This is a genomic window from Rhodococcus ruber NBRC 15591 (assembly GCF_001894945.1).
Classification (GTDB): Bacteria; Actinomycetota; Actinomycetes; order Mycobacteriales; family Mycobacteriaceae; genus Rhodococcus; species Rhodococcus ruber.
The window spans coordinates 47,925-67,693 of the sequence record NZ_BCXE01000035.1 but is presented as its reverse complement, the minus strand read 5'-3'; the positions used below and the strand labels follow the sequence as shown (position 1 = coordinate 67,693).

The 19,769-nt window shown below is 71.2% G+C and carries 7 protein-coding genes; 5 read left to right on the top strand and 2 right to left on the bottom strand.

Annotation, left to right across the window (positions count from 1 at the left end):
• Nucleotides 1-16 precede the first annotated feature (16 nt).
• From RR3_RS20905 to RR3_RS20885, 5 genes are all read left to right on the top strand, one after another.
• Nucleotides 17-712: a GntR family transcriptional regulator gene (locus tag RR3_RS20905; RefSeq protein ID WP_026137935.1), complete on the top strand. Its 696-nt coding sequence runs from the start codon at nucleotides 17-19 to the stop codon at nucleotides 710-712.
• Nucleotides 713-843: 131 nt separating this feature from the next.
• On the top strand, nucleotides 844-1,845 hold the full coding sequence (locus tag RR3_RS20900) for a daunorubicin resistance protein DrrA family ABC transporter ATP-binding protein (RefSeq protein ID WP_010595606.1): 1,002 nt from the start codon (nucleotides 844-846) through the stop codon (nucleotides 1,843-1,845).
• The gene (locus RR3_RS20895) at nucleotides 1,842-2,693 is read left to right on the top strand and encodes an ABC transporter permease (protein ID WP_064066054.1); all 852 of its coding nucleotides are present in this window, start codon (nucleotides 1,842-1,844) and stop codon (nucleotides 2,691-2,693) included. The genes RR3_RS20900 and RR3_RS20895 overlap by 4 nt, the downstream gene beginning before the upstream one ends.
• A 7-nt stretch (nucleotides 2,694-2,700) precedes the next feature.
• Nucleotides 2,701-3,558 (top strand): ABC transporter permease, encoded by an 858-nt coding sequence (locus RR3_RS20890; RefSeq protein ID WP_017681445.1) that lies wholly within the window; start codon nucleotides 2,701-2,703, stop codon nucleotides 3,556-3,558.
• A 119-nt stretch (nucleotides 3,559-3,677) separates the two neighbouring features.
• On the top strand, nucleotides 3,678-4,661 hold the full coding sequence (locus RR3_RS20885) for a lipase family alpha/beta hydrolase (RefSeq protein WP_017681446.1): 984 nt from the start codon (nucleotides 3,678-3,680) through the stop codon (nucleotides 4,659-4,661).
• 82 nt (nucleotides 4,662-4,743) lie between these two features.
• Here the strand turns inward: RR3_RS20885 and RR3_RS20880 are convergent, their stop codons facing one another.
• On the bottom strand, nucleotides 4,744-5,772 hold the full coding sequence (locus tag RR3_RS20880; protein WP_010595609.1) for an alpha/beta hydrolase: 1,029 nt from the start codon (nucleotides 5,770-5,772) through the stop codon (nucleotides 4,744-4,746).
• Nucleotides 5,773-5,914: 142 nt separating this feature from the next.
• Nucleotides 5,915-19,573: a non-ribosomal peptide synthetase gene (locus tag RR3_RS20875; protein WP_064066053.1), complete on the bottom strand. Its 13,659-nt coding sequence runs from the start codon at nucleotides 19,571-19,573 to the stop codon at nucleotides 5,915-5,917.
• Nucleotides 19,574-19,769: the final 196 nt, after the last annotated feature.

Sequence of the window (19,769 nt, the reverse complement as noted above, 5' to 3'; positions counted from 1 at the left end):
ACTGTAGGGAGTGCCGATGACGTCTTCTGCCCAGTCCCGGGCGTCCGGGGGCCGGCCGCTGCGCCGCAGGCCACAGCTGTCGGACGACGTGGCGGTGCACGTCCGCAACCTCATCATGTCCGGCGGGGTCCGGCCCGGTGACTTCATCCGGCTGGACGAGACCGCCGCCGAACTCGGCGTGAGCGTCACCCCCGTGCGTGAGGCATTGCTCACACTGCGCGGCGAGGGACTCGTGGAGCTCGTTCCACACCGCGGTTACGTCGTCGCGCCGTTGAGCCGGGGCGACATCGACGACCTGTTCTGGCTGCAGGGACAGATCGCGGAGGAGCTCGCGCGCCGGGCGGCGGCGGCGATCACCCCGGAGACCGTCGCGGAACTCTCCGACCTCAACGAACGTCTCGCCGAGGCGGTGCGCGGCGGTGACGGGGCGCGGATCGAGGACCTCGAATTCGCGTTCCACCGCACCCTCAACCGCGTGACCGGCGCGCGGAAACTGTCGTGGTTCCTACTCAACGCCACCCGCTACACCCCGGTGCACTTCTATTCGTCCGACCCCGCCTGGGGCGCCGCCGCCGTCGCGTCGCACCGCCGCCTGATCGACGCGCTCGGCCGCGCGGACACCGATTCCGCAGGTGAGGAGACCCGCCGGCACTTCACCGACGGGGCCCGGCGCCTGGTCCGGCACCTCGACGAGATCGGCGTCTGGAGCTGACGCGGCCGCCGCGCGGCACTCGCAGGCCACCCGGACCGCACGGGGCGGCCGGTAACATCGCGGCGTGACGGCGGGATCTACTCGTCGACGGGTCCGCGAGCGGCCGACCGAGAGTTCCACGGCGGAGAGTGATGCTGAGATACCACGACGAAGCGGTCCTCGTCGACGACCTGCACAAGTCGTTCGGCGACGTCCATGCCCTCAAGGGCATCACGTTCTCCGCCCCGCGCGGCTCGGTCCTCGGCATTCTCGGTCCCAACGGCGCCGGCAAGACCACGACGGTGAAGATCCTGTCCACACTGCTGCGCCCGACGAGCGGGCGCGCGGTGATCGCGGGACACGACGTGGTCGCCGACCCGGCCGCCGTGCGCCGCTCGATCATGATGACCGGGCAGTACGCCGCCCTCGACGAGACGCTGTCGGGCCGGGAGAATCTGATCCTCTTCGGCCGTCTGATGGGTCTCGACCGCGCGGCCGCCCGCCAGCGCGCCGACGATCTGCTCCGCGAATTCGACCTGGTCGACGCCGGCAAACGGGCGGTGCGGCACTACTCCGGCGGCATGCGCCGCCGCGTCGACATCGCGTGCGGTCTCGTCGTGCGCCCCGAGGTGGTCTTCCTCGACGAGCCGACCACCGGTCTCGATCCCCGCAGCCGGCAGGGCGTCTGGTCCCTGGTCGGCGCGCTCAAGAAGCAGGGCATCACGGTGCTGCTGACGACGCAGTACCTCGAAGAGGCCGACCTGCTCAGCGACAACATCATCGTCATCGACCGGGGCACCGTCGTCGCCGAGGGCACGGCCAACCAGCTCAAGGCCTCGACCGGAGGCAGCTACTGCGAGATCGTCCCGGCCGATCCGAAGGCCCTGCCGTGGGTGGTGCACGCACTCGGCAACCTCGTCCCGGGCGACGTCCGGGCGGAACTGGCCGCGTCCGACTCCAACGACCGGGTCTCCATCCCGGCGCCGCACGGTCCGGCGACCCTCGCCGAGGCCCTGCGCCGGCTGGCACCCACCCGGATCGAGCTGGCCGACATCGGTCTGCGCCGGCCGTCGCTCGACGACGTGTTCCTCAGCCTCACCGGCCACACGGCCGGCGCCGATGCCCAGGAACCGACGACGGGAGAGCCGGCGTGACCGTGCACACCAAGAGCATCAGCGCCCAGCGGGTGCGGCACGACGCGAAGATCACCCTCCCGGAGAAGCGGGTCGGTTCGCACCGGCGGGCCGACCCGACGGTGCTCAACCAGTGGAGTGCGCTCACGATGCGCACCGTTCGCACCATGGCGCGGTACGGCGAGCTCGTCGTCGCCGCGATCACCCCGGTCGTCTTCGGCCTCGGTTTCTACCTGCCGCTGAAGTTCGTCATGTCGCTGCAGGGCATCGACTACGCGCAGTACCTGATGCCGATCATCGTCCTGCAGGCGATGGCGTTCACCGCCATCTCGGCGGCGCAGCTGTCCTCGGGCGAGGCGATGACGGGCCTGACGAGCCGGTTGCAGACCATGCCCGTGTTCAGCGCGGTCCCGCTGCTCTCCCGGATGTCGAGCGCGATGTTGCGGTCCGTCGTGTCCCTGGCGGGGGCGCTGCTGTTCGGGTACGCGATCGGGTTCCGGTTCTCGGCGGGATTCGCCCAGGCGGTGCTGTTCTGTGCCACCGCCCTGGCGATCAGTCTCGTCCTGGCGCTGGGCGCCGACGCGATCGGCACGCTGTCGAAGAGTCCCGAGGCCACCGCGCAGGCCCTGACGCTGCCGCAGCTGATCCTCGGCATGCTCTCGTGCGGCTTCGTCCCGGAGGAGGGCTTCCCCGAGTGGATCCGGCCGTTCGTCCGCAACCAGCCCATCTCGCAGTTCTCGTTCGCCATGCAGGACATGGCGGAGGGCGGCGTCACCTGGCAGGTCCTCTTCCCCACCGTGGCCTGGTGCACGGGTCTCGCGCTCGTGTTCGCGCCGCTCGCCGTGTGGGCCAGCACGAGGCGGGGGTGATCCGCAGATGACCGGAACGCCCGACGCCCGGCCCGTCGACGCCGACGGCGCCGCATTCGCCTTCCTGGACCCCACGCGCGCCCACCCGGAGCGATCGTCGGCGGCGCTGTGGGAGCACAGCCGAATCCAGTGCGGGCGCCTGCTGCTGCGCTGGGCGCGCGATCCCGCGACGATGATCCAGGCTCTGCTCTACCCCGCGCTGACCCTGCTGATGTTCCGGGTCGTGCTCGGCAACACCGTGACCGCCGCGACCGGTCAGCCCGCGATCTACGGCACGGTCCCGATGATCATCCTCGTCGGTGCCATGTTCGGCTCGGTGGTCAGCGCCGTGGGTCTGCGTACGGAGCGGCAGACGGGACTGCTCGGCCGCTTCTACACCCTGCCGATCCACCGGGCGGCCGGGCTGTTGGGCCGGATGTTCGCCGAGGCGGTCCGGGTGCTGGCCACCACCATCGTCATCCTGGCGGCCGGGGTGGCTCTGGGGTTCCGGTTCACGCAGGGATACCTCGCCGTACTCGGGATTCTGGTGATCCCGATCCTCTTCGGGATCGGGTTCGCCCTCATGGTCACCGTCCTCGCCACCATGTCGAGCAAGCTGCCTCTCGTGGAACTGGTGTCGATCGGGTGCACCCTGCTGATGTTCTTCAACTCCGGGTTCGTCCCGGTGATGGCCTACCCGAGGTGGCTGCAACCGATCGTGGAGAACCAGCCGATGTCGTGTGCGATCGACGCGATGAAGGCGCTGGCGATGGGCGGTCCGCTCGCCGAACCGCTCGTCAAGACACTGCTGTGGTTCTTCCTCGCCGTCGCCTTGTTCACGGTGCCGGCCATCCGGGGCTATCGGCGCGCGGCCGAGGAGGGCTGATCGCGGCGACCCCGAGCGGCCACCCCCGGCTGTTATCCTGTCCGCCGACCGCGGCCGCACAACGGCTGCAGCAAGCAGCCGAGGCACTGTCACCCAGTGCGGCCCACGGAGGAATGCCGATGAAGTATGCCCGCCGGATCACCGTCGCCGTGATGGCGGCCGCCCTGGCCGCCGCCGGGCCGGCACTGCCCACGGCTGCCGCGGAGCCCACGACTGCCGCGGAGCCCACGTCCTTGCCGGCGCTGCTCGACTCGATGGGGCCGAGTCCCGCCGGAGCGAACGACCTCGACTGTGTGCCCTCCCCCGAGCATCCCCGGCCGGTTGTTCTCGTCCACGGGACGAGGATGGACATGACCGGCACGTGGGCCGTTGCAGCCCCGCAGCTCGCCGATCTCGGCTACTGCGTCTACGCCCTGAACTACGGCGGCATCCGCTCGCTGGTCGACCCGGAGCTGATGGTCTGGGGGGTCGGGAGCATCGAGGACTCCGCGAAGCAGGTCGGCGAGTTCGTCGATGCGGTGCTCACTCACACCGGAGCGGACCAGGTCGACCTCGTGGGGCACTCGCAGGGTGGACCGGTCTCCCGCCAGTACCTGCGGTTCGAGGGTGGCGCGGACCCGGTGGACCCGGACCGCAACAAGGTCGACAAACTGGTGATGCTCGGCGCCACCAACCACGGAACCACGTTCAATGGCATGCAGCAGCTGTACTCCCTGTTCGCCCGTCTCGGGCTGGGGAACGAGGAATGGGCCACCGAACGCCTCGCGCAGATGGTCTTCGGTATCGCGGGACGTCAGCAGCTGATCGGATCGCGCGTGTTGGCCCGGCTCAACTCCGGGGCCGAGACCTTGCCGGGAATCGAGTACACCTCGATCGCCACCCGTCAGGACACGGTCGCCACGCCACCGGAGAATGCCTTCCTGCAGCCCAGCGAGAACAGCGTGGTGCACAACGTGTGGCTCGAGGACGCGTGTCCGACCAGCCCGGCCGATCACCTCGCCCTGCTCGAACTGCCCGAGTCGCTGCACCTGGTGAAGTCGGCTCTCGATCCGCAGTACGCCGAGACCGTGCCGGCCCCGTGCACGGCGCCTCCCACCGGCTAGACACTCGACAGTCGCGGCACGCGAACGGCCCCTCCCGCCGGGAGGGGCCGTTCGCGTGTACGAGTGATCCGAGGACCGGAGATCAGATGCCGAGGGCTCGCTGCAGCACCGGCCACGAGTCCTTCAGGTCGTCCTGCCAGTAGCCCCACGAGTGGGTTCCGGACTCGCGGAAGTTGTAGGTCGCGGGGATGCCCAGGCTGTCGAGCCGGTTCTTCAGGTTGTGGGTGCAGTAGTTGGTTGCGGCCTCGATCACGCCGCCGACCACGATCTGGTTGGCCAGCACTCCCGCGTCACCGTCGATCTCCGGGCCGGTCAGCGTGTCGTGCGGACCGGGCAGGCCGCTGCCGTTGGAAATGTACATCTCGAGCCCGCGCAACTTCTCGGCGTTGACGTACGGGTCCTTCTCCGCCCACATCGGGTCGTTCGTCGGTCCCCACATGTTCTCGGTGTCGCCGCTGCCCCACGTCTCGACCGTGATCTTGACGAACTGCTGGCCGATCGGGTCGGACGTCTGTGCGCATCCGCTGTAGGCAGCGACACCCCGGTACAGCCCCGGCGCGGCCATGGGCAGCTGGAACACCGAGGTGCCCGAGGTGGAGATGCCGGCGACGGCGTTGACTCCGGTGGTACCGAGGGCCCCGTCGACCAGCGGCGGAATCTCCTTGGTCAGGAAGGTCTCCCACTTGTTCACACCGAGCTGCGGATCGGGGTTCTTCCAGTCGGTGTAGTAGCTGAACATGCCGCCGACGGGCGAGACGACGTTGACGTGCTTGTCCTTGAAGAACTCGATCGCGTCGGTACGGCCCCGCCACGTGGCCATGTCCTCGCCGCCGCCGGCGCCGTTGAGCAGGTACAGCGTCGGCGCGGGCTTGCTGGTGTCGGCCGGGCGCCACACGTCCAGCAGGATCTCCTCGTCCATCGACGCCGAGTACACCCAGACGAGCAGCTGCTGCTCACCGTAGTTCTCGATCTTGGTGATGTACGACCCGTTCTCGGACGTGACGGCCGTGATGGGCTGCAGCGTGTCGGCCACCGGGTCGGCCGAGGCGAACGAGGCGCCCGTGAACAGCGGCAGCGCAAGTACCGCCGCCGAGATCGCGGCTGCTCCCATCCTCCGAGCGCGGCTCCGCGACTCGACAACACTCATTCCGTCAACCTCCTCAGGCCCGGCAGGCGGGCGTCCCCGAACCCCGGCGGACCGGGGTGCGCCCTGCGGCGCAGCATGTACTGAATCGACAGCACGCGGACGAACGTTACCTTGCGGACGGCGGGTCATAAACCTCACCGATCACATCCGTCACATCGATCGAGTCACGATCCAACTCCGGCACGATCACGTCGAGTGCGGGGGGATCCATCATCGCGCCGTGCGCCCCCGGTACGAACCGGTTCCGGACCCGGCCGGTCACGTGCGGGGCCCACAGGTTCGCCGCATCCGCTTCGCTCGGGTGTTCGTCACGCGCACTGAAGAAGGCGACGTCGCCGGCGAACAGTCCCGGCTCGTGCCGGTTGATCAACTCCGGGGAGAGCACCGCGGTAGCGAAGATGCGCTGTACTCGCTGCGCGTCGAGGTCGATCAGTTCGGCGGGCACCGCGGCAGCCACGGCGCTCGCCGCCTCCGGCGGCAGACCGTCGCGGAGCGCCTCCGGATCCACGTCCACTCCGAGGCTGCGGAGATTCTCGGCGAATTCCGTGCCGAAGCGGTCCGTGTCGATCCGCGGAATGCAGTCGAGCATCGCGAGGTGTTCGACTCGCAGGCCTCGGGCCTGCAACTCCACCGCCACCGCGTGGGCGAGCACACCCCCGAGCGACCAGCCTGCCAGCCGGTAGGGGCCGCCGGGTCGGACCCGCACGATCTCGTCGGCATATCGCCGCGCGAGCGCCTCGATCGACGTCGGCACGAATCCCGGGTCCGTGAGCGCCGGCGTCTGCAGCCCGAAGACCGGGCGGCCGGGAGCGAGCCGCGCGGCAAGGGCCGCATAGGGCCACGCCAGGCCGATCATCGGATGGATGCAGAACAGCGGCGTCACGTCGGGCTCACCGGCGCGCAGCGGTAGTACGACGGCGAGCGCCGCGTCCTCTCCGACGCCGCCTCCGAGACGTGCGGCGAACGCCGCCACCGTCGGTGCCGCGAGCAGCCACGGCACCCGCACCTGCACCCCGAGGACATCCCGCAGGCGCGCGACGACCTGGGTCGCCACCAGGGAATTGCCCCCGAGTTCGAAGAAGTCGTCGTCGAGGCCGACCCGGTCGAGCCCGAGCACTTCGGCGAACATGTCCGCGACGACCCGCTGCACCTCGGTCTCCGGGGCGCGGTACGGGCGGGTGGCGGTGTCCGGTTCCGGCAGCGCCTCACGGTCGAGCTTGCCCACCGGGGTGAGAGGCACGTCGTCGAGGACGACGATCGACGACGGCACCATGTGCCCCGGCAGCGCCCTCGCCGCCGAGGCCAGCAACGCGGCGGTGTCGACGGTCGCCGACGGCCGCGCGGTCACGTAGGAGACCAACCTCACGACCCCCGCCTCGGACGTCCGGCCGACGGTGACGGCGAAGTCGACCGACGGATCTCGACGGAGCACGGCGTCGATCTCCCCGAGTTCGATCCGGAAGCCGCGGATCTTCACCTGGAAGTCCGACCGGCCCACGTACTCGATCTCACCGGACTCGGTCCATCGCACGACATCGCCCGTGCGGTAGAGACGGTTGCCGGTGCCGTACGGGTCGGCGACGAACCGGGCGGCGGTCAGCGATGCCCGGGCGTGGTAACCCCGGGCCAACTGGACGCCGGACAGGTACAGCTCACCCGCCACCCCGACCGGCACGGGACGGAGCCGGCCGTCGAGGACGAGCGAGCGTGTGCCCCGGAGCGGCCCGCCGATGGTGATCGGACCGCCGGGGGTGAGCGGATCGCTGATGTTGGTCATGATGGTGGTCTCGGTGGGCCCGTACCCGTTGTGGAACGCCCGGCCCGGCGCCCATCGCGCGACGAGCTCGGGTGGGCAGGCCTCGCCGCCGACCACGACGGTCCGCAGGTCGTCGAGACCCGCGGGGTCGACCGACGCGAGAGCCGCCGGAGTCACGAACGCATGGGTGACGCGTTCGCGGCGCAGCAGGTCCGCCAGGTCTGCGCCGCCGTAGACGGTGGGCGGCGCGATCACCAGCGTGGCCCCGGGCTCGACCGCGAGCAGCAGTTCGAGCACCGACGCGTCGAAGCTCGGCGACGCGAAGTGCAGCGCCCGGGTCGCCGGGCCGAGGGCGTAACGCTCGTGCTGTTCTGCGGCGAAGTTCGCCAGCCCGGTGTGGGTGACGACGACGCCCTTCGGCAGCCCGGTGGAACCGGAGGTGTAGATGACGTAGGCGGGATTGTCCACGCGCAGCGGACGCAGCCGGTCGCGGTCGGTCACCGGCGCAGTCGACAGCGCGTCGAGTTCGGACTCGATCCCATCGTCGTCGAGCACCACCCACGGGATCGTGTCGGGCAGGACAGTGCGTTCGGCCGCCACGGTCAGGCCGGTCCGCGCCCCGGAGTCGGTGACCATGTGCAGGACCCGGTCTGCGGGGTAGTTGGGATCGACGGGAACGTACGCTGCGCCGGTCTTGGCGACCGCCCACACCGAGACGACGGACTCGAAGGAGCGGGTCAGTCCCACGGCCACGACGTCCTCGGGTCCGACGCCGCGCGCGATGAGCAGACGCGCGAGCCTCGACGAGCGGGCGTCGAGCTCGGCATAGGTCAGTTCGCGACCGTCGTACGACAGGGCGGACGACTGCGGGTCGCGGGCGGCGGCGGACAGCAGGTCGGCCAACGGCACGGCAGGTTCCGCCGGGCCTCCGGTCCGCCGGACGAGATCGTCCCGCTCGGCGTCGCCGAGGATCTCGAGCTGTCCCGTCGTCCCGGCAGTTCCGGCGACGAAGCCGCCGAGCACCCGGAGGTAGCGCTGCGCGAGGACCTGCACGGTGGACGCCGTGAAGACGTCCCTGCGGTACTTGAACCCGAAGGTCAGCGACTCTTCGACCGTGGCCACCACCGTGAGCGGATAGTGGGTCGCATCGCGAGTGTTCACGCCGGCGACGATCATGCCGTCGATCGAGCTCGCCTGCTCGAGACCGCTCCGGTCGATCGGGTACGACTCGTACACCAGCAGGGTGTCGAACAGCGCGCCGGTCCCGGCGAGCTGCTGGATCTCCGCGAGCCCGATGTGGTGGTGGTCGAGCAGGTCCGCCTGCTCTGCCTGCAGGGCACGCAGCGACGCGTCGACCGTGGTGTCCGGGTCGAGGCGGACGCGCACCGGAATCGTGTTGATGAACAACCCGACCATCGATTCGACACCGTCGAGTCCGGCGGGCCGGCCGGAGACGGTGGTTCCGAACACCACGTCGTCGCGGCCGGTCGACCGCGCCAACAGCACGGCCCAGGCCGCCTGGAGGACGGTGTTGACGGTGACGCCGATCCGGCTCGCGTACTCGGTCAGTGCAGCGGTGGTGTCGGCGTCGACTGCCACGCGGTGCTCCGCGCCGCCCGCGGCTCCCGTCTCGCCGTCACCGAGCACCTCGGCGAGCATGGCCGGCTCCTCGAGGCCCGCCAGTGCGTCCGCCCAGGCTTGACGGGACCGGACGTGGTCGCGCGTGGCCAACCACTCGAGATAGCTGCGATACGCAGGTACCCGCGGCAGGATCGTCGCGTCGGCGTCGGTGGCATACAGGGTGAGCAGGTCCTTGAGCAGCAGCGGCATCGACCACCCGTCGAGCAGGATGTGGTGGCTGCTGACGGCCAGCGTCCACGCGTCCGGGGCGGTCCGCACCACGAGGAAGCGGATCAGCGGCGGGGCGGCCATGTCGAACGGGACGTCCTGGTCCGCACGCACCGTCGACTCCAGTTCGGAGCCGTCCGCCCCGAGCGAGTCGACCTCGCGCCACGGCAGGGCGACGTCGTCGAGCACCAGCTGTACCGGTTCTCCGGACTCGCCGGCGACGAACGCCGTGCGCAGATTGGGATGGCGCTCGAGCAGCGCCTCCGCCGCCCGGCGCAACCGGGCCACATCGACCCGGCCCGTGAGGTGGAGCAACACCTGGGTGGTGTAGACGTCGGCTCGGCCGTCGGCGAGCATCGCGTGGAAGAGCAGGCCGGACTGCAGCGGGGCGAGCGGCCACGCGTCGACCAGGGTGGGGTACCGCGTCTCCCAGGTGTCCAGGTCGCTCTGGCCCACATGCACGAGAGGGACGTCGGACGGGGTCAGGCCGCCCGAATCGGGTCGGGCAGCATGGGCGGCGAGCGCTTCGAGGGCGCGCACCCACAACTGGGCGAGCTTCTCGACGTCGTCGCGGCCGAGGAGGCCACTCGCATACCCGATGTTCGCTCCGAGCCGGCCGCCGATCACGACCGCGTTGATGTCGATCGTGGCCATCGCGGGGGCGTCGGCATCGTCGCGGCCCGACAGGTCGCCGAGGTCGCCGGCCGGCAGCCAGCCGAGCCCCGCAGCACCTTCGGGGATCTCGCCGGCGTCGATCCGGCCGAGATAGTTGAAGCTGATCTGCCCGGCGGGCAGCGACCCGAGCACGGCTCCGGCGGCGGGGTCGAGGTAGCGCAGCAACCCGTAGCCGATGCCCTTGTCCGGTACGGCGCGCAGGTTCTCCTTGACGGCCTTGATCGCGGTGCCCGCGGCGCGGCCCCCGGCGAACGCGTCGTCGAGATCCACACCGGACAGATCGAGCCGGACCGGGTACATGGTGGTGAACCAGCCGACGGTGCGGCCGAGGTCCGCGCCGGGGACGACCTCCTCCTCGCGACCGTGCCCCTCGAGCCGGACCAGCGCGGACGGCTCGTCGACGCCCCGGTCGCGGCGCCAGCGGGCGACGGCGAGCGCCAGCGCGGCGAGCAGGGCGTCGTTGACGCCGCCGTGGAACCGTGCGGGCAACGTCGTCAGCAACGCGTCGGTCGTCGCGGGATCGACCTGGATCCGCACCTTGTCCACCGTGGAGGCGAGGTCGACCGCTGGATCGAACGGGCGCGCGCCGAGCAGCGGATCGGGGCCCTCGACGATCGAGCGCCACAGCCCGAGCTCGGCCGAACGGGCCGGGACCGCGGTCTCGGCGAGGGCGTGCGCCCAGCGCCGGAACGACGTGCCGACCGGCTGGAGCTCGGGCCGTCCACCGTTCGACAGCTGCGCCCACGCCGTGACGAGATCCGGGACCAGGATGCGCCAGGAGACGCCGTCGACGACGAGGTGGTGCGCGACGACGACGAGCCGTCCGGTGCGCGCCGCGCCCGGGTCGAGCCACACGAACTGCAGCACGACGCCCTCGGCCGGTCGCAGGCGCGACTCGGCCTCGTCGAGTGCCCGCGCGGCGAGGTCGGCGAGCGCTTGTTCGTCCGTCCCGGCCGCGACCTCGACGCGGGTGACGAGCGCATCGACGTCGACGCTGCCCGGCGGCGTGGTCGACAGCTCCCAGTCACCGGAGTCGTTGCGGCGCAATCGGGCCCGGAGCATGTCGTGACGGTCGAGGACGGCCGTGAGGGTTCCCACGACGCCGTCGCGGTCGATGCCGGCCGGCAGTTCCAGCGCGAGCGTCTGGGTGTAACGATCGAATCGGCCGCCGCGTTCGACCATGTACCGGACGATCGGCGTCAACGGGATGTCGCCGACGCCGCCGCCGGGAAGCTCGGCCAGCGCGGGGGCCGCCGCCTCCGCACCGACGCGCGCGACCTCGGCGAGCCCGGCCACGGTCTTGCGTTCGAACACGTCGCGGGGGGTGAAGACCACACCGCGGGCCTTCGCCCGCGACACCAGCTGGATCGAGACGATGCTGTCGCCTCCGAGCGCGAAGAACGAATCGTCGGCGCCGATCCGTTCCACTCCCAGGACCTCCGCGAAGACCTCCGCGATCGCGATCTCGGCGGCCGTGCCAGGGGCACGGGACTTCTTGTCACCCTTGAATACCGGAGCGGGAAGGGCTTTGCGATCGAGCTTGCCGTTGGCGGTGAGCGGCAACGCCTCGAGCATCACGATCGCGTCGGGAACCATGTAGCCGGTGAGGAACCGGGCCACCGAGTCCAGCACCGCCGCAGGATCGAGGTCCCGGCCCGCGCGCGGCACCACGTAGCCGACGAGACGGTCGCCGGTGCGCTCGTCGGTGCGTACGACCGCGACGGCCTGTGCCACACCGTCGACCCCGGTGAGAGCAGCCTCGATCTCCCCGAGTTCGATGCGGAATCCGCGCAGCTGGACTTGCGAGTCGCTGCGCCCGGCGTACTCGAGCATGCCGTGCGCGTTCCAGCGGGCGATGTCACCGGTCCGGTACATGCGGGTGCCGGGAGCGCCGAACGGATCGGCGACGAATCGGCCGGAGGTGAGGTCGGCGCGTCCCAGGTACCCGCGCGTGAGCTGCGCCCCGCGCACGTACATCTCCCCCGGCACGCCGACCGGGACGGGCTGCAGGCGCGCGTCGAGGACATAGATGCCCAGGCCCGGGATGCCGCGGCCGATCACGCTCGCGGCGAGTGTCGTGTCGGCCGCGGAGAGCGGGAGGTGCGAGACGTGCACGGTGGTCTCGGTGATGCCGTACATGTTGACCAACCGCGGCGCATCCTCGGCGTGCCGGGTGTACCAGCCGGCGAGCTGCCGCAGATCGAGTGCCTCACCGCCGAAGATCACGTACCGCAGCGCCGGGAGGCCGGACTCCCCGCCGCCTTCCGCCGCCGCGCGGTCCGCCTCGGCGAGCTGGTAGAACGCCGACGGTGTCTGGTTGAGCACGGTCACCTGCTCCCGGGCCAGCAGGGCGCGGAAGTCCTCGGGCGAGCGCGAGGTGTAGTGATCGACGACGACGAGCCGGCCGCCGTGGAGCAGCGGTCCCCACAACTCCCACACGGAGAAGTCGAACGCGTAGGAGTGGAACATGGTCCACACGTCGTGCTCGCCGAACTCGAATGCGGGCCAGGTGTTCTCGAACAGTTCCAGTACCGTCCGGTGCGGCACCTGCACGCCCTTGGGGCGGCCGGTGGAACCGGACGTGTAGATGACGTACGCGAGGTTGTCGCCGCGTAGCGGGGCCTGTCGTTCGTCGTCGCCGACCGGCGCGTCCGAGATCGCGGACAACTCGAGAGCCGACACGTCGATCGCCTCGACAGCACTGTCGGGCAATGCTTCCCGGTCGGTGCCCGAGACGAGCACGCAGACGGGGGCGGCGTCGCGGAGCATGAACTCGAGGCGGTCGGCCGGATACGTCAGGTCCAGCGGCAGGTAGGCGCCGCCGGCCTGCAGCACGGCGAGGAGCCCGACGACGAGTTCCTCGGTGCGTGGGAGCGCCACGGCCACGAGGGTGTCCGGTCGTACCCCCCGGTCGATCAGGGTGCGGGCGAGGCGGTTCACGCGCGACGCCAGCTCCCCGTAGGTCAGGCTGCGGCCACCGGCGGTGACGGCGACCGCGTCGGGGGTCCGGTGGGCCTGCGCCTGGAACCGGCCGACGAGAGTCCCGTCGGCGGCGCGAGTGCCCGGCGAATTCCATGCCTCGAGCACGGTGGCGCGTTCCTCGTCCGGCAGGAGCGGGATGTCCCCGACCACGGTGGCCGGGTCGGCGGCTACCGCCGTGAGGACGCGGGTGAAGCGCTGGGCGAAGGACTCCATGGTGCCGGCGTCGAACAGATCGGTCGCATAGGTCAACGCCACGGACAGTCCGTCCGGCTCGCCGTCCTCGGTGACCACGTCCGAGACGGTCACCTGCAGATCGAACTTCGCCTGATCGACGTCGAAGTCGACCGGTTCGACGGTCAGTCCCGGCAGTTCGAGGCGGGTGCGCGCCAGGTTCTGGAAGCTGAGCGCGATCTGGAACAGCGGGTGCCGCGCCTGGGACCGCTCCGGATCGAGGACCTCGACGATGCGCTCGAACGGCACGTCGGCATGCCCGAATGCCTCCAGGTCGGTCTCACGGACGCGCCCGAGCAGCGCGGCGAACGTGTCGCCGGGCCCGACCGGCGTGCGCAGCACCAGGGTGTTGACGAACATGCCGATGACGTCGTCCAGTTCGGCCTCGCCCCGCCCGGCGACGGGCGTACCGATCACGATGTCCTCGGTGCCGGACAGCCGCGCGAGCACGGTGGCCAGCGCCGCGTGGACCACCATGAACAGCGTGACGCCGTGCGCCCGGGCGAGCGCCGCCAGCGCCGCGTGCGTGCCGGCGTCGATGGAGAAGCCCGTCAGGGCACCTCGATTCGACGCGACGGGCGGGCGGGGCCGGTCCGTGGGCAGGTCCAGCTGGTCCGGGATGCCCGACAGCGTTCCGCGCCAGTAGCCGAGTTGCTGCGCGAGCACCGAGCGGGGATCGTCCTCGGCGCCGAGAACCTCCCGCTGCCACAGCGCGTAGTCCGCGTACTGGATCGCCGGCGGCGCCCAGTCGGGTTCCCGGCCGGCGGCCCGGGCGGCATACGCGAGCATCACGTCGCGCGTCAGCGGCCCCATCGAGAATCCGTCACCGCTGATGTGATGCAGCACGACGACGAGCACATGTTCCGGACTGGACAGCCGGAACAGCTTCAGGCGCAACGGGACCCCGGTCGTCACGTCGAACCCGGCACCGATCTCGGCGGCGACCGCGGCAGCGAGGCCGGTCTCGCTCACCGGCTCCGGCTCCAGTCCGGCGGCCGGATCCGCCGTGGGCAGTACGACCTGGCGCGGTACCCCGTCGACCTCCGGATACACCGTGCGCAGCGATTCGTGCCGGAACACCACGTCGTCGATCGCCGCCCGCAACGCCTCGACGTCGAGGTTCCCCCGGAGCCGGATGGCCAGCGGAAGGTTGTTCACCGCGGAATCGGGGTCGAAGCGGTTGAGGAACCACATGCGCTGCTGGGCGAGGGACAGCGGGATGATCTCCGGCCGCGGCCGCGCGCGCAGGGCGACGCGTCGGGTCCGGCCGAACTCGGATTCGAGCCGGGTCGCGAGCGCCTCCACCCCGGGGGTCTCGAACAGCACGCGGACCGCCACCTTGGTGTCGAGTGCCGCACCGAGCCGCGCCGCGACCTGGGTCGCGACGAGCGAGTTGCCACCCAGCGCGAAGAAGTCGTCGTCCAACCCGACGCGGTCGAGGCCGAGCACGTCGGCGAAGACGCCCGCGACGATCTCCTCGACGGGTGTGCGCGGACCGCGGAAGCCACGGGTCTCGAACACCGGCTCCGGCAACGCCTTACGATCCAGCTTGCCGCTCGCGTTGAGGGGGAAGGCATCCAGCACGACAAGCGCCGAGGGCACCATGTACGCGGGGAGGGTCTCGGCGACTGCGCCGAGCAGCTGTGCGGTCTCGACCGTCGCACCCGGCGCGGGGACCACATACCCGACCAACTGCTCACCGGTGACGGTGGGGACGACGAGTGCGACCGCCTGGCCGACCGTGGGCTGGGCGAGCAACGCCGACTCGATCTCCCCCAGCTCGATCCGCTGACCACGGAACTTGACCTGGAAATCGGTACGACCGATGTAGTCGAGAACCTGCTGACCGCTCGCGGTGCGGCGCCACCGGACGAGGTCACCGGTGCGGTACATGCGAGCGCCGGGGGCACCGAGCGGGTCGGCGACGAAGCGATCCGCGGTGAGGTCCGGCCGGCCCACGTAGCCGCGCGCGAGTTGCACTCCGGCGAGGTACAGCTCGCCGGGCACACCGACCGGCACCGGATGCAGCCGGCCGTCGAGGACGTAGACGCGCACGTTCCACTCGGGCACGCCGATGGGCACGCTCTGCTGCTCGTCGCCGGCGGGCCAGTACGTCACCGAGACCGCGGCCTCGGTGGGACCGTACAGATTGTGCACCGCGGCAGCGCAGACGCGACGGAAGGCGTCGACGGTCTCGGGCGGGAGGGCTTCGCCGATCACGAACACGTGCCGCAGCGTCGAGCAGGTGCCGGCCGGCGCATGCGCGGCGAACACGCTCAGCATCGACGGCACGAAGTCCGTCAGCGTCACTCCGTGCCGCGCGATCGTCTCGGCGACGTACACGGGGTCGCGGTGACCGTCGTGGGTGGCGACGACGAGGGCGGCGCCGGCGCGCAAGGGCAGGAACCAGCCCCACAGCGACACGTCGAAGGTGGTGGCGGTCTTCTGCAGATAGACGTCGCCGGCGGCGATCTCGTACTCGTGGGCCATCCACTCGAGCTGGTTGACGATGGCCTCGTGTGAGACGCACACACCCTTGGGGCGTCCCGTGGAGCCGGACGTGAAGATCACGTAGGCGGGGGTGCCGGGACGGATCGGACCGGCCAGCTCGTCGTCCCGGATCGGGTCGGGCGCGTAGCCCCGCAGGTCGAGGTCGTCGACCAGGACGGGGGCGACCGTGCCGGGCAGGTCCGCCGCGTCCGCGCGGGTGCTCAGGACGCACACCGGTTGCGCAGTGGACAGGATGTGCCCGATGCGGTCGGCCGGGTGGTCGGGATCGAGCGGGACGTAGGCGCCGCCCGCCGCGACGACCGCGTAGATCGCGACCGGGAGGTCGATTGAACGCCGGATAGCCAGTGCCACAAGGGTTTCGGGTCCGACACCGAGACCGACGAGATACCGGGCGAGCCGGTTGACGCGCGCGTCGAACTGCGCATAGGTGAGCGTCTCGTCGCCGAAGACGACGGCCGCCGCGTCCGGGCGACGGGCAGCGGCGTCCCGGTACGCGGCCAGCAACCCGGCCGCCCGGACCGGATGCACGGCACGGTCGTTGCCCGCGGCGAGGGCGCGGTGCTCGGCGGTGTCGAGGAGGTCGAGGTCGCCCACCACGCGGTCGGTGCCCGCGGCGAGGGCTGCGAGCAGACGGATCAGGCGCCCGGCGAAACCCTGCACCGTGGACTCGTCGAAAAGGTCGGTCGCATAGGTGAACTGCGCCGACATTCCGGCGGGCTTCCCGGCTTCCTCGCGGGGCGAGACGGTCAGCTGCAGATCGAACTTGGCGACGGCCCCACCGAGGTCGACGGATTCGATCTCGACGTCCGGCAGGGTCACCTCGGCGCGGTCGAGGTTCTGGAAGAACAGCGCCACCTGGAACAGCGGGTGGTGCCCGGCCGATCGCACCGGATCGAGCACCTCCACGAGCCGCTCGAACGGCAGCTCCGCGTTGTCGAATGCCGCGAGGTCGACGTCCCTGACCCGGCCGAGCAGTTCGGCGAACGTGGCGTCGGGCTCCACCCGGGTGCGCAGCACGAGGGTGTTGACGAACATGCCGACGAGATCGTCGAGTGCGCGCTCGCCGCGGCCGGCGACGGGTGTGCCGATCGCGATGTCCGCGGTGCCCGACAGGCGCGACAGCAGTACCGCCAGCGCGGCGTGGACGACCATGAACGCGGACGTGCCGGTCGCCTGGGCGGCGGCTTCGACCGCCTCGTGCAGGGCGGCGTCGACCTCGAAGTCGACGGTGGCGCCGCGGCCCGAGGCCTCCACCGGCCGAGGCCGGTCGGTCGGCAGGTCGAGACGGTCGGGGAGGTCGGCGAGGGCGCCCCGCCAGAACTCGATCTCCCGCGCCGCCGGTGATGCGGGGTCGGACTCGTCACCGAGCACGGCGCGCTGCCAGAGGGCGTAGTCGGCGTACTGCACCGCGAGCGGTTCCCACGCGGGGGCCGCCCCGCCGCTGCGTGCGACGTACGCGGTGACCAGGTCCCGCACGAAGGGGGCGATGGAGGCGCCGTCGGCGGCGATGTGGTGGACGACCACGACGAGGACGTGCTCGTCGTCGGCCGACCGCAGTAGTTCGACCCGCAGCGGCACCTCGGACGTGACGTCGAAGCCGGCCGTCGCGAGCCGGGCGACCGCTGCGGCGATCTCGTCGGGCGCCGTCGGCACCGGGTCGAGCGGGTGCGCCGCCTCCTCCGGCGGCAGGATCAGTTGCGATCCGATGCCGTCGTGCTCGGGATAGACGGTGCGCAGCACCTCGTGCCGTGCCACGACGTCGGCGAGGGCCCGCCGCAGGGCATCGACGTCGAGTGCCCCGCGGACGCGCAGCGCGACGGGGATGTTGTTCGCGGCCGACGCCGGATCGAACCGGTTGAGGAACCACATCCGCTGCTGAGCCAGCGACAGCGGGATCGGATCGGGGCGCGGCCCGGCGACGAGCGGTTGCTGCGCGCCCGCCCCGACGGAGGGTTCGACGAGTGCGGCGAGGCCTTCGACGGTGGACGCCTCGAACAACAGCCGCGCGGGGACCCGGGTGGCGAGGCGTTCCCCGAGGCGGGCGGCCGCGCGGGTGGCGACGAGGGAGTTGCCGCCGAGTTCGAAGAAGTCGTCGTCGAGGCCGGCTCGTTCGGCGCCGAGCAGCTCGGTGAACACCTCTGCCACGGCCTGTTCCGTGGCGGAACGGGGTGCGCGGTATTCGTGCGTGGGCAATTCCGGTTCGGGCAGGGCCGACCGGTCGAGCTTGCCGACCGGGGTCAGCGGGATCCGGTCGAGCGGCACGATCACGGCCGGCACCATGTGGGCCGGCAGCCGGTGGGAGACGAACTCGGTCAGGGCGTCGGGGTCGACGTCCGCACCCGGGACGGGATGGACGTACGACACCAGCCGGGCCTCCCCGGAGGGGGCCTCCCGTCCCACCGTCACCGCGAAGTCGGCATCGGGGTGCGCGGCCAGCGCGGCGTCGATCTCCCCGAGCTCGATCCGGAATCCGCGGATCTTGACCTGGAAGTCGTTGCGCCCCATGTAGATCAGCCCGGCCTCGCCCGATCGGACGAGGTCACCGGTCCGGTACAGGCGGGTGCCGCCGACTCCGGCGACGAACCGCTCGGCGGTCAGCGCGGCGCGTCGATGGTAGCCGCGGGCGAGGCCGGGGCCTTCGAGATACAGCTCCCCCACGACTCCGGCCGGGACCGGGTTGAGTCGCTCGTCCAGCACGTGCGCGGTCATTCCCCGGATTGCCCGGCCGATCGTGACCTGCTCGCCGGGCTGCAGCGCGTGCGAGATGTTGGTCATGATGGTGGTCTCGGTGGGTCCGTAGCCGTTGAAGAATCGGCGGCCGGGTGCCCATCGCGCGACCAGGTCCGGCGGGCACGCCTCGCCGCCCACGACCACCATCGCGAGGGTGTCCAGCCCGGCCGGGTCGACGGACGCCAGCGCCGCGGGCGTGACGAAGGCGTGGGTGACCTGCCGGCTGCGCAGCAGCTCCGCGAGGTCCTCGCCGCCGTACACGGACGGTGGGGCGATGACCATGGTGGAGCCCGCACCGACGGCGAGCAGCAACTCGAGGACGGACGCGTCGAAGCTGGGGGACGCGAAGTGCAGGGTGCGCGAGGCCGGGGTCAGCGCGTAGCGCTCGACCTGTTCGGCGCAGAAGCCCTCCAGTCCGGTGTGGGTGACGACCACGCCCTTGGGCCGGCCCGTGGAACCGGAGGTGTAGATCACGTACGCGGGGTGCTCCGCCCGCAGCGTCCGGACCCGGTCTTCGAGCGCGACGGGTGCCGCGGACTGTTCGGCGAGGGCGGCGCGGGTCTCGGTGGAATCGAGGGCGATCCAGGGCACCGAGCCGGGCAGGTCCGGTACCGAGGCGGTGAGGGTCAGTCCGGCGCGGGCTCCCGAGTCGTCGATCATGTGCCGGACCCGGTCCTCCGGGTAGTTGGGATCGACGGGCACGAACGCGGCGCCGGCCTTGGCGACGGCCCACACCGACAGCACCGACTCGATCGACCGGGTCGACGCGACGGCGACCACGTCCTCCGGTCCGATCCCGCGCCGGATGAGCAGTCGCGCCAGGCGGGAGGAGGCCGAGTCGAGCTCGCCGTAGCTCAGGGTGCGGTCCTCGAACACCACCGCGGCCGCGGCGGGATCACGCTCGACTGCTGCTGCCAGGAGCTGGGGCAGAAGGGCGGCGCGGGGTCCGCGCCTGCGGCTGGGTCGCTGCCGGGCCGGCCGGCGGCCTCGTGAGTCGTCCGGTCGTCGGTCCCCCGAACCGTCGACACTCATCCCCGCGTGCTCCGTCGCCGGTCGTCCTGCGCGTGCACACCCAGCATCATCCACCTCGCGTATCCCTCTTCGTCCCGGCCGTCGCCCCCTGCACACGACAGTGCAGGGCGGCACGCGCCAGCCCCATTAGACCATCGGGGTGTCCGGGGCTTTGTTACGGTCGAAACCGGGGGGTCGGGCGCGGATCACACTCCGC

Excerpts from the sequence above, each read along its gene's own strand:
- RR3_RS20905 (WP_026137935.1), top strand. The coding sequence starts at position 17 with ATGACGTCTTCTGCCCAGTCCCGGGCGTCCGGGGGCCGGCCGCTGCGC.
- RR3_RS20900 (WP_010595606.1), top strand. The coding sequence starts at position 844 with ATGCTGAGATACCACGACGAAGCGGTCCTCGTCGACGACCTGCACAAG.
- RR3_RS20890 (WP_017681445.1), top strand. The coding sequence starts at position 2,701 with ATGACCGGAACGCCCGACGCCCGGCCCGTCGACGCCGACGGCGCCGCA.
- RR3_RS20885 (WP_017681446.1), top strand. The coding sequence starts at position 3,678 with ATGAAGTATGCCCGCCGGATCACCGTCGCCGTGATGGCGGCCGCCCTG.
- RR3_RS20880 (WP_010595609.1), bottom strand. The coding sequence starts at position 5,772 with ATGGGAGCAGCCGCGATCTCGGCGGCGGTACTTGCGCTGCCGCTGTTC.
- RR3_RS20875 (WP_064066053.1), bottom strand. The coding sequence starts at position 19,573 with ATGAGTGTCGACGGTTCGGGGGACCGACGACCGGACGACTCACGAGGC.